The sequence below is a fragment of the Micromonospora sp. NPDC004540 genome, assembly GCF_040610095.1.
GTDB lineage: Bacteria > Actinomycetota > Actinomycetes > Mycobacteriales > Micromonosporaceae > Micromonospora.
This window is the reverse complement of the sequence record NZ_JBEXLR010000152.1, coordinates 1-10,526: the sequence shown is the minus strand read 5'-3', so window position 1 is coordinate 10,526 and position 10,526 is coordinate 1. Positions and strand designations below refer to the sequence as shown.

General features: G+C 75.1%; 8 protein-coding genes. 2 read left to right on the top strand and 6 right to left on the bottom strand.

Going from position 1 to position 10,526, the window contains the following annotated elements; translation table 11 throughout:
- Positions 1–77: 77 nt before the first annotated feature.
- Both sucB and lpdA read right to left on the bottom strand, forming a co-directional pair.
- Entirely contained in the window at positions 78–1,889 is a 1,812-nt protein-coding gene (gene sucB / locus ABZV78_RS30200) for a 2-oxoglutarate dehydrogenase, E2 component, dihydrolipoamide succinyltransferase (protein ID WP_355644062.1), read from the bottom strand.
- Positions 1,890–1,955: 66 nt separating this feature from the next.
- Positions 1,956–3,347 carry a dihydrolipoyl dehydrogenase gene (gene lpdA, locus ABZV78_RS30195; RefSeq protein WP_355644060.1) on the bottom strand — a complete coding sequence of 464 codons (1,392 nt, stop codon included), beginning with the start codon at positions 3,345–3,347 and terminating at the stop codon, positions 1,956–1,958.
- A 177-nt stretch (positions 3,348–3,524) separates the two neighbouring features.
- On the opposite strand from lpdA, the gene ABZV78_RS30190 reads away from it, so the two are divergent.
- Positions 3,525–3,854, top strand: a complete 330-nt coding sequence (locus ABZV78_RS30190) for a hypothetical protein (protein ID WP_355644058.1) — start codon at positions 3,525–3,527, stop codon at positions 3,852–3,854.
- A gap of 63 nt (positions 3,855–3,917) precedes the next feature.
- Here ABZV78_RS30190 and ABZV78_RS30185 read toward each other — a convergent pair whose 3' ends face one another.
- A complete protein-coding gene (locus ABZV78_RS30185) occupies positions 3,918–5,486 on the bottom strand; it encodes a leucyl aminopeptidase (RefSeq protein ID WP_355644056.1) in 1,569 nt (522 codons plus the stop codon).
- A gap of 298 nt (positions 5,487–5,784) precedes the next feature.
- On the opposite strand from ABZV78_RS30185, the gene gcvT reads away from it, so the two are divergent.
- On the top strand, positions 5,785–6,915 hold the full coding sequence (gene gcvT, locus ABZV78_RS30180) for a glycine cleavage system aminomethyltransferase GcvT (protein ID WP_355644054.1): 1,131 nt from the start codon (positions 5,785–5,787) through the stop codon (positions 6,913–6,915).
- A gap of 95 nt (positions 6,916–7,010) precedes the next feature.
- Here gcvT and ABZV78_RS30175 read toward each other — a convergent pair whose 3' ends face one another.
- The 3 genes from ABZV78_RS30175 to ABZV78_RS30165 all read right to left on the bottom strand — a co-directional run.
- Positions 7,011–8,306 (bottom strand): DUF2314 domain-containing protein, encoded by a 1,296-nt coding sequence (locus ABZV78_RS30175; protein WP_355644052.1) that lies wholly within the window; start codon positions 8,304–8,306, stop codon positions 7,011–7,013.
- A 65-nt stretch (positions 8,307–8,371) separates the two neighbouring features.
- A complete protein-coding gene (locus ABZV78_RS30170; RefSeq protein ID WP_355644050.1) occupies positions 8,372–9,145 on the bottom strand; it encodes an adenosylcobinamide-GDP ribazoletransferase in 774 nt (257 codons plus the stop codon).
- The coding region (locus ABZV78_RS30165) for a nicotinate-nucleotide--dimethylbenzimidazole phosphoribosyltransferase (protein ID WP_355644049.1) at positions 9,135–10,526 on the bottom strand (1,392 nt) is incomplete at its 5' end. The genes ABZV78_RS30170 and ABZV78_RS30165, both read right to left, overlap by 11 nt.

Here is a 10,526-nt window from a genome sequence, read left to right as displayed (position 1 = left end):
CGGCGGCGGGGGGCTCGCCCTTCCCGGTGGGGGGGGGGCGCGGCCCCCCCCCCCCCCGCCCCTCTGCCGTCAGGGGGTCAGAGCCCCAGCTCGGCCTCGAAGTTGCCGGCCTCCAGCCGCTCCTTGACCGCGACGAGGAAGCGGGCCGCGTCCGCGCCGTCGATCAGCCGGTGGTCGTACGACATGGCCAGGTAGACCATCGACCGGACCGCGACGACCTCGCCCAGCTCCGGGTCGTTGACCACGACCGGGCGCTTCACCACGGCGCCCGTGCCGAGCATCGCCGACTGCGGCGTCGGCACGATCGGGGTGTCGAAGAGCGCGCCCCGGCTGCCCGTGTTGGTCAGCGTGAAGGTCGCGCCGGCGAGCTCGTCCGGGCTGATCTTGTTGGTGCGGGTGCGCTCGGCCAGGTCGGCGACCCGCTTGGCGATGCCGCCCAGGTTGAGGTCACCGGCGTTGTGGATGACCGGCACCAGCAGGCCCCGCTCGGTGTCCACGGCGATGCCGAGGTGCTCCGCCTCCGGGTAGGTGATCGTCCCGCCCTCCAGGTCGAGCTGGGCGTTGACGATCGGGTAGGTCTGGAGCGCCTCGACGGCGGCGAGGGCGAAGAACGGCAGGAAGGACAGCTTCACGCCGTGCCGCTGCAGGAAGGAGTCCTTGGCCTGCGCCCGCAGCTTGGCGATCCGCGTGACGTCCACCTCGATCACCGTGGTGAGCTGCGCCATCTCGTGCAGCGACTCGTGCATCCGCTTGGCGATGGCCTTGCGGATCCGGGGCAGCTTCTCGACGGTGCCCCGCTTGCCGCTCGGCTGCGGCTTCGCGGCCGGCTTGGCCGGGGCGGGAGCCGCGGCGGCCGGCTGCGCGGCCGGCGCGGCCTGGGCGGCCTTCGCCTTCTCGGCCGCCTCCAGCACGTCCTGCTTGCGGATCCGCCCGCCGACGCCGGTGCCGTTGACCGAGGAGAGGTTCACGCCGTGCTCGGCGGCCAGCTTGCGGACCAGCGGGGTCACGTAGCCGGCGCCCTCCTCGCCACCGGCCTGGGCCGGGACGGTCGGCCGCTGCGGCGTGGTGGTCGGCGCGGCCGGCTGGGCGGCCTGCTCGGCCTTGACCGGCTGCGCGGCCTGCTCCGCCTCGGCGGCCGGCTCGTTGTAGGACACGCCGGGGGTCGGCTCCTCGACCTTCGGCTCCGGCTCGGGTTCCGGCTTCGGCTTCGGCTCGGGCTTCGCCTCGGCCTTGGGCTCGGGCTTCGGCTCCGGCTTCGGCTGGGCCGGCGCGGCGCCGGCCGCGCCCACGATGGCCAGGACGCCGCCGACCTCGGCGGTCTCGTCCTCGGCCACCTTGATCTCCAGCAGCGTGCCGGCGACGGGCGACGGGATCTCGGTGTCGACCTTGTCGGTGGAGACCTCCAGCAGCGGCTCGTCCACCTCGACGGTCTCGCCGACCTGCTTGAGCCAGCGGGTCACCGTGCCCTCGGTGACGCTCTCGCCCAGGGCCGGCATCTTCACCGGCGTGCCCTCGCCCGACGGCGCGGCGGCGGCCGGGGCCGGCTCCTCGACGGCCGGCTGCTCCGCCTCGGCCTGCGGCGCGGCGGCGGCCTGCTCGGCCTGCTCCGCCGGGGCCTCCTGCTGCGGAGCCGCCGCGCCGGCCTCCTCGCCCTCACCGGCGATGACCGCCAGCTCGCTGCCGACCTCGGCGGTCTCGTCCTCGCCGACCACGATCCGGCTCAGCACGCCCGCCGCGGGCGACGGGATCTCGGTGTCCACCTTGTCGGTGGACACCTCGAGCAGGGGCTCGTCGACCTCGACGGTGTCGCCCTCCTGCTTGAGCCAGCGCGTGACGGTGCCCTCGGTGACGCTCTCGCCGAGCCGGGGCATGGTGACCGATACCGGCATGTTCTCCAGACTCCTTCATTCCCCTGGTGGGATCATCGCCCGTCGCCGGACGCCGCGGTTGTCGTGTCAGGCGTGCGAGTGCAGCGGCTTGCCGGCCAGGGCCAGGTGCGCCTCGCCCAGGGCCTCGTTCTGCGTCGGGTGGGCGTGCACGAGCTGCGCCACCTCGGCCGGGTACGCCTCCCAGTTGTAGATGAGCTGCGCCTCGCCGATCAGCTCGCCGACCCGGGCGCCGACCATGTGCACGCCGACCACCGGGCCGTCCTCGACCCGGACCAGCTTCACGTGGCCGGCGGTCTTGAGGATCTGGCTCTTGCCGTTGCCGCCCAGGTTGTAGTTGTAGGTCTTGATCTTGTCAGCGCCGTACTGCTCCTTGGCCTTCGCCTCGGTCAGGCCGACCGACGCGAGCTCCGGTTCGCAGTAGGTGACCCGCGGGATGCCGGCCTCGTCGATCACGGCCGGGTTCTTGCCGGCGATCTCCTCGGCGACGAAGATGCCCTGCTGGAAGCCGCGGTGGGCGAGCTGGAGGCCGGGCACGATGTCGCCGACCGCGTAGACGTTCGGCACGCTGGTGCGCAGCCGCTCGTCGGTCAGCACGTAGCCGCGGTCCATCTTGACGCCCTGCTCCTCGTAGCCGAGGTTGGCGGTCGTCGGGCCGCGGCCGACGGCGACCAGCAGCAGCTCCGCCTCGACGGTGTCGCCGCCCTGGATGGTCAGCTTGACGCCGTTCTCGGTCTTCTCGACCTTCTCGAACGGCTTGCCGACCTTGAAGTTGATCTTCCGCTTGCGGAACGCCCGCTCCAGCACCTTCGAGGACTCCTCGTCCTCGGCCGCGACCAGGCGGGGGAGCGCCTCGACGATGGTTACGTCGACGCCGAAGGACTTCCAGACGCTGGCGAACTCGACGCCGATCACGCCGCCGCCCAGCACGATCGCCGAGGAGGGGACCCGGTCCAGGGTCAGCGCGTGGTCGCTCGTGATGATCCGCTCGCCGTCGACCTCCAGGCCGGGCAGGCTCTTCGCGTAGGAGCCGGAGGCCAGGATGATGTTGCGGCCGGTGTAGCGCTTGCCGTCGACCTCGACGACGTTCTTCCCGACCAGCTTGCCGGCGCCCGCCACGAAGGTGATCTTCTTGGCGCCGCCCACCAGGCCCTGGAGGCCCTTGTAGAGGCGGGAGACCACGCCGTCCTTGTACGAGTTGACCGCCGCCATGTCGATGCCGACCAGCTCGGCCTTGACGCCGAACTGCTCCGACTCGCGGGTCTGGTCGGCGATCTCGGCGGCGTGCAGCAGGGCCTTGGTCGGGATGCAGCCGTTGTGCAGGCAGGTGCCCCCGAGCTTGCCCTTCTCGATCAGGGCGACGGACAGGTCCAGCTGGGCGGCACGCAGCGCCGCCGCGTAGCCGCCGCTACCACCTCCGAGGATGACGATGTCGAAGGTTGCGTCGTTCGGCTCGCTCACGTCCAACTCCCAGGTCGCGTCGCTGCATCGGGGGTTACGGCGGAGTAACAGGCACACCCCACCTCGGTCATCTTGTCACCACCGGGGTCCGAGCGCGTACCGAGGTGCCCAACGACACGTCGGTGACACGTACGCTTGGCACCGTCTTCGATGACGCGCGGGGGAGGAGTGGGTTCGGTGGGGCTGTTCCGACGACGCAAGCAGGCGGGCGCGGTGAGCCGCGACCGGGCCGCCGACCGCGCCGATCTGGACCATCTTGAGAGCTTCGTCCGCACCCGGCGGGGCGTCGAGGCGTACGTGGAGCCCCGGACCACGGTCACCGAGACCACGATCATGCTGATCGCCGACGACGGCGAGTGGACCCGGCGGCGGGTCGGCGGCCCGGAGGAGGCCCGCCGGTTCGCGCACCGGCTCGCCATCCCGATCTACGACGTCCGGCTCATGGGCTACCCGCAGCGGATGCGCGACTACAACGAGCGCCGCAAGCGCCGCCCCGAGCTGTTCTGACCCGGGCACGCGAACGGGGCGCCCCCGGCGAGGGAGCGCCCCGTTCGCGGTGTCGCGGACGCGTCAGCCGTTGGCGGCGACGTCGTCGACCAGGTGCAGCAGCGTGCGCACCGGGACGCCGGTGCCGCCCTTGGTCCAGTAGCCGGTGGCCTCGCCCGAGTGGTAGCCGGGGCCGGCGATGTCGATGTGCGCCCAGGCCACCTCGTCGGTGACGAACTCGCGCAGGAAGACACCGCCCTGGAGCATGTGACCGGCTCGGTCCATGCCGGCGTTGACCTGCGAGATGTCGGCGACCTCGGAGTCCATGCCCTTGCGCACGTCGTCCGGCAGCGGCATCGGCCAGGCCGGCTCGCCGGTCGCGTCGCCCGCGGCCCGGACCCGCTCGCACAGGTCCGGGGTGCCCATCACGCCGGCGATCCGCTTGCCCAGCGCGATTACCTGGCCGCCGGTCAGCGTGGAGGTCTCGAACAGGTAGTCGGCGCCGTCCTCGCAGGCCCGTGCGATGGCGTCGGCCAGGATCATCCGGCCCTCGGCGTCGGTGTTGAGCACCTCGACCCGCTTGCCGCTGTACATGGTGATCACGTCGCCCGGCCGGTAGCTGGTGCCCGACGGCATGTTCTCCGCCATCGGCAGGTAGCCGGTGACCGCGACGGACGGCTTGAGCGCCGCGACCGCCAGCATGGCCGCGCCGACCGCCGCCGCGCCCGCCATGTCGGACTTCATCTCCCACATGCCCTGCGCCGGCTTGATCGAGATGCCGCCGGTGTCGAAGGTGATGCCCTTGCCGACCAGCGCCACCCGCTTGCCGTTGCCGCCGCCCTGCGGGGTGTAGGTCAGCTTGACCAGCCGCGGCGGGGCCTCCGAGCCCTGGCCGACGGCGAGGATGCCGCCGTAGCCGCCGGCGGCGAGCGCCGCCTCGTCGAGCACCTCGACGCCGAGCCCGGCCTCCCGGGCGGCGGCGGCCACGGCCTCGGCGAACGACGGCGGGCGCAGCTCGTTCGGCGCGGTGTTGACCCAGTCGCGGCTGGTCCGCACCGCGCCGGCCACCGCCTGGGCGCGGGTGACCTCGGCCTGGGCGGTCGCGTCGGCCGCGTCCGGCACCGCGACCAGCACCTCGGCCACCGGCTCGCGCCGGGCCGGCTGCGGCTTGGTCTTGTAGCCGGCGAACCGGTAGCCGCCGAGCAGCGCGCCCTCGGTGACCGCGCGCAGCGCGGCCGGGGCGTCGGCGTCGTCGGGCAGCGGCAGGGCGAGCGCGACGCGGGACGCGCCGGCCAGGGCGCGGACCGCCGCGCCGGCGGCCCGGCGCAGGGTCTCCGGGGCCGGGGCGGCGCCGGACGGCTCGGGGCCGAGGCCGACGGCGGCGACCACCGGGGCGGTGACCGTGCCCAGCGTGGCCAGCTTGATCACCTCACCGGGGCCGCCGGTCGCGCCGAGCAGGGCCAGCGTCTCGGTCAGCTTGCCGTCGAACGCGGCGGCGATGCTCTCCGCGCCGCTGGCCAGCAGCAGGGCGGCGGCGGGTGAGCCGGACTCCTGCTCGGTGTTCTGGCTGTGCACGCCGATCACGATCGCGTCGACGGCGAGTTCGGCGGGGTCGGTGTCGACCAGGCTGAGGGTGGTGCGGGGCGATGTCACGAAAGCTACTCCGGGCGGGCCGGGCCGGCCGCGGCGTCGCGGCCGGCGATGAAGGTCTCCGGCGGCGAACCTACCCGCCGGACGCGTGGCTGTCCCGCCGATAGGTACAGGCGGGACGTCCCGCCTGCACCCGATAGGTACAGGCGGGACGTCCCGCCTGTACCCGATGGGCGCCGGCGGGCTGCCCCGCCTGTACCCGATGGGCGCCGGCGGGCTGCCCCGCCTGCACCCGATGGGCGCGCAGGCGGGGGTCCCGCCGATGCTAACCAGCCGGTCACGGCCCGGTAAGTTCGCACCCATGACCGAGGTGACCTCCGACGCCGCCGCGACCCGGCTGCGCCGTTCCCCGCTGCACGAGCGGCACACCGCGCTCGGCGCGAAGTTCGCCCCCTTCGGGGGCTGGGAGATGCCGCTCGAGTACGCCGGCGGCGGCGTGCTCAAGGAGCACACGGCCGTGCGTACCGGGGTGGGCGTCTTCGACGTCTCGCACCTCGGCAAGGCCCGGATCACCGGGCCGGGCGCCGCGGACTTCGTCAACTCCTGCCTGTCCAACGACCTCGGCCGAATCGCGCCCGGCAAGGCCCAGTACACGCTCTGCTGCGACGACGCCACCGGCGGCGTGGTGGACGACATCATCGCCTACCTGCACGCCGAGGACCACGTCTTCCTGGTGCCGAACGCGGCGAACACCGCCGAGGTGGTCCGCCGGTTGCGCGCCGCCGCGCCCGACGGCGTGGTCGTCACCGACGAGCACGAGGCGTACGCGGTGCTCGCCGTGCAGGGGCCGCGCTCGGCGGAGCTGCTGGGCGCGCTGGGCCTGCCCACCGGGCACGACTACATGAGCTTCTCGACGGCCGCGCTGGAGGGCGTCGAGCTGACCGTCTGCCGCACCGGCTACACCGGCGAGCTCGGCTACGAGCTGGTCGTGCCGGCCGGCGACGCGCTCGTCGTCTGGGACGCGCTGTTCGCCGCCGGCGAGGCCTACGAGCTGCGCGCCTGCGGCCTGGCCGCGCGGGACACGCTGCGCACCGAGATGGGGTACCCGCTGCACGGGCAGGACCTCTCCCTGGAGATCACCCCGGTGCAGGCCCGCTCCGGCTGGGCGGTCGGCTGGGACAAGCCGGCCTTCTGGGGCCGGGACGTGCTGCTGGCCGAGAAGGCCGCCGGCCCCGCCCGTACGCTGCGCGGCCTGGAGGCGGTCGACCGGGCCATCCCGCGCCCCGGCATGGCCGTGTACGCCGGCGACAAGCAGGTTGGCACGGTCACCAGCGGCACCTTCAGCCCGACCCGGAAGCAGGGCATCGCCCTGGCCCTGATCGACACCGACCCCAAGCTCCCCGACGGCGAGGTCCTGGAGGTCGACATCCGCGGCCGCCGCGCCCAGATGCGCCTGGCCCGACCCCCCTTCGTCCAGCCCAGCGTCCGCTGACCCGCCGGCACCCGCGGCGATCATGAGGTTGGCGGCGATCTCGATCTCCCCGAGCGCCGCTAACTTCATGATCAACCGGGTGGGGTGGGATGGGGTCAGGAGTCGGTGGTCGGGGGTTCGCCGGCGTCGAGGACGGCCTGGGTCCAGCCACCCTCGATGACGCCGGTGCTGTCGAGGAGGGCCCAGTCGACGACGTCGGCGGCCTCCACCACCACGGGGGCGCCGATCCGGACGGTGGGGTCGCCGGCGGCGTCGCTGGCGCTCGCGCCGACGATCCGCTCCGGGTTGTCCCACGAGGTCACCCCGGCCCAGACGTACTCGGGGCCGTCGTCGCCGGGCAGGCCGTACTTGACCACGAGCTGGCTCTCGGCGGGGAGCCCGCCGGCGAGGAAGCGGGCCCGGATGTCGTCCAGCGCGGCCCGGGCCGTGGCGATGGCCCGGCTCATGGCGTCGCCGGAGCGGGCGTACCGGACGTCGGGCTGGATGCCGTTGAACAGGGTCGCGCAGGCGGCGGCGAAGTAACGGCCGGCCGGGCCCGGGTGCCCGGGCGGCGGGTTGAGGGTGAGGAAGGAGTCGGCGTCCGGGTCGGTCGCCGGGTCCAGCTCCAGCCGCAGCAGCACCGGCGCCGTCGCGCCGTGCTGCTCCGGATTGCCGTACGCCACCGCGATGTCGTGCCCGGTCACCGTGGCCAGCACCGGGAGCTGCACGAACGCCGGCACCTCCTCGCCGGCCAGCCCCTCGGTCCAGTCGCGCAGCAACCGCCGGGCCGCCCCGGTCATCACCGCGCCCCAGGCCCGCGTGAGGTGGTCCGGCACGCCCTGGGCCTGGAGTTCCAGCAGCCCGAAGCGGCGCAGCCCCTTGGTGGTGAACCAGAGCCCGTCGGCGTCCGACGAGTAGGGCACCAGCACCCAGTCGACCAGCCGGATCCGGCCCTGCTCGTCGGGGAGCGAACGCAGCGCGGCGGCCGGGTCGAGGAACTGGAGCCCGAAGACGTCCACCACGTCCCCGTCGACCGTTTCGGCGACTGCCGCCGCCACTGCCCGGGCCGCCCACTCGTGCGCCGGCGGCCAGCCCGGCCGGTATTCGGCCTGCACCACCACCAGGTGCGTGGCGGCGGCCAGCCGGGCCAACTGCTCCTCGGTCGCCCCGAACGCGGTGAGCAGGTCCGGCGGCAGCTCGGGGAACTCGCTGATCGGCCGGGTGTCCACGGTCATCAGCGGGCTGTCCAGCATCTGCCTGGCCAGCCCGTGCACCGGCTCGGCGAGCCGGCCGGTCAGCCCCTCCACCGCGGTCTTCGGGCTCACCTTCGGCAGGCCGACGATCGGCACCAGGTAGGTCGCGTCCAGCGACTCAGGCACCGGTACGGGCAGGAAGTCGTCCGTGATGAGCATGCCGTCCCCCTCGACCGCGCCGGTGCACCTCGCCTGAGAACGCTACCCGCCCGGACCGGTGACGCTCAGGCGGACAGCACCAGTCCCAGGTAGGACAGCGTGGTGACGATCTCCACGAAGGCCCCCAGCACGTCGCCGGTGATCCCGCCGAGCCGGCGTACCAGGTGCCGCAGCAGCCCGGCCGCGACGGCGAGCGCGGCGAGCACGGCGAGCGGCCCCTGCCACGGGCGGCCCGGGACCGCCGGCACGGCCAGCAGCGCCACGGCGGCCGTGCCGGCCACCAGCGCGACCGGCCCCACCGTGCCGGCCACCAGCGCGCCCAGCCCCTCCGGCCGGGCCGCCGGCACCCCGCGCCGGCAGGCCAGCGCGACGCCCAGCCGGCCGGCCGCCGTCGCGGCGACCACCGCCGCGAGCGCCGCCGGCCGGGACCGCCCGGCCAGCTCCGCGAGCACCGCGGCCTGGAGCAGCAGTACGACCACCAGCGCGACCACCCCGAACGGCCCGACGTCCGGCTTCTTCATGATCTCCAGGGCCGCCGGCCCGCGCCGGTAGGAGCCCAGCGCGTCCACCGTGTCGGCCAGCCCGTCCAGGTGCAGGCCCCGGGTGAGCAGCGCGCCCAGCGCGACGGTCACCCCGGCGGCGACCAGCGGGGGCGCGACCGCCGCGGCGAGCAGCAGCACCGCACCGAGGAGCGCGCCGAGCAGCGCACCGACCGCCGGGGCGAGCGCCATCGCGGCGCCGGCCGCGGCCCGGTCCACCCGGCCGGCGCGCACCGGCGCCGTGGTGAAGGTGGTGAGCGCCAGCCGGATCCCGTCGGCGAGCCGGAACTCAGTCGGCACGTCGGCCGGGGGCGACCGGCTCGTCGGGCTCGATCGTGGTGGGCCCCGGCCCAACCGGCTCGGGCTCGGCGAACTCGGGCTCGGGCTCGGGCTCGGTGCTGGCGGGCCCCGGCCCGGCCGGTTCGGGCTCGGCGAACTCCGGCTCGGGCTCGGTGCTGGTGGGCCCGGGGCCGGCCGGCTCGGGTTCGGTGAAGTCCTCGTCGTCGCCGCCGCCGAGCGACGGGTGCACGGGCAGGCCGGCGGCGAGCGCCAGGGCCGAGCGCAGCAGCGGCAGGGCGGCCAGCGCGGTCGCACCCTCGCCCAGGTCGAGCCGCAGGTCCAGCAGCGGGGTCAGGCCCAGCACGTCGGCGGCGAGCCGCACCCCGGGCCGGCCGCCGTGGTCGGGCAGCAGGCACCAGTGCCGGGCCTGCCCGGCCAGGTCGCGGCTGACCATGCCGGCGGCCACCCCGACCGGCCCGTCCAGCAGCACCGGGACGCGCCGGGCGGTCGCGCCGAGCAGCACACCGGTGGCCACCGCCACGTCGCCGCCGCCCAGCTCGGCGAGCACGTCCTTGGCCTCGCGGGCGGCGCGTCGGGTGCGGTGCAGCGCGTCCCGGACGGCCGCGCAGCGGACCATCCAGGCGGCGTCGTCGAACTCGCCGAGCTCGGTGACCACCCGGCCGAGGACCGCCGGGGGTTCCGCGCCGGCCGTGGCCGCCAGCACCGCCGCGGCGGCCGCCTCGGTGCCGGCTCCGCACGCCGCCAGCACCAGCAGCTGTACGCCGGCGTCGGCGGCCTGCTCGGCCAGCCGCCAGCCGTAGCGCAGGGCCGACTCGACCTGCTCGCCGGTGAGCGCCGGCCCCTCCTCCATGGGAGCCGAGGTGGGCGTCTCGACCACCTGGAGGCTCGCTCCGCTCTCGGCCGCCAGCCGGGCCAGGGCCCCCTTGCCGGCGCGTGCCTGCCGGGCGCGGCGGGCCGACTCGCCGGGCGCCGCGCCGGCCGACGCCCCGCCCTCGTGGTCGCCGTGCAGCAGCAGCACCCGGACGGAATCCCACGGCGCCGGGGTCGCGGTGCCCTGGGTGGCGGCGGCGAAGCCGACCACCCGCTCCAGCACGCCGAGGCCGGCGCCGGGGATGTCCAGGGTGGCGAGCCGGTCGACCGCCTGCGGGCCGGTGTAGTCGTCGGGCATCGGCAGTTCCATGCCAGGCTGGATGACCAGGCCGGTGGCGACCATCGGCAGCGCCATGGTGGGCGCGGCCCAGTCGGCCGTGCCGGCCGCGCCGACCGGCGCCGGGGCCGGGACGGAGGGCGCGGTCGGGGTGAGCACCTCGGGCAGCGCCTCGTCGGCGCCGGTCACCGGCCAGGCCCCGGCACCGGTCGCCGGTCGGGCCTCGGCGGGGGC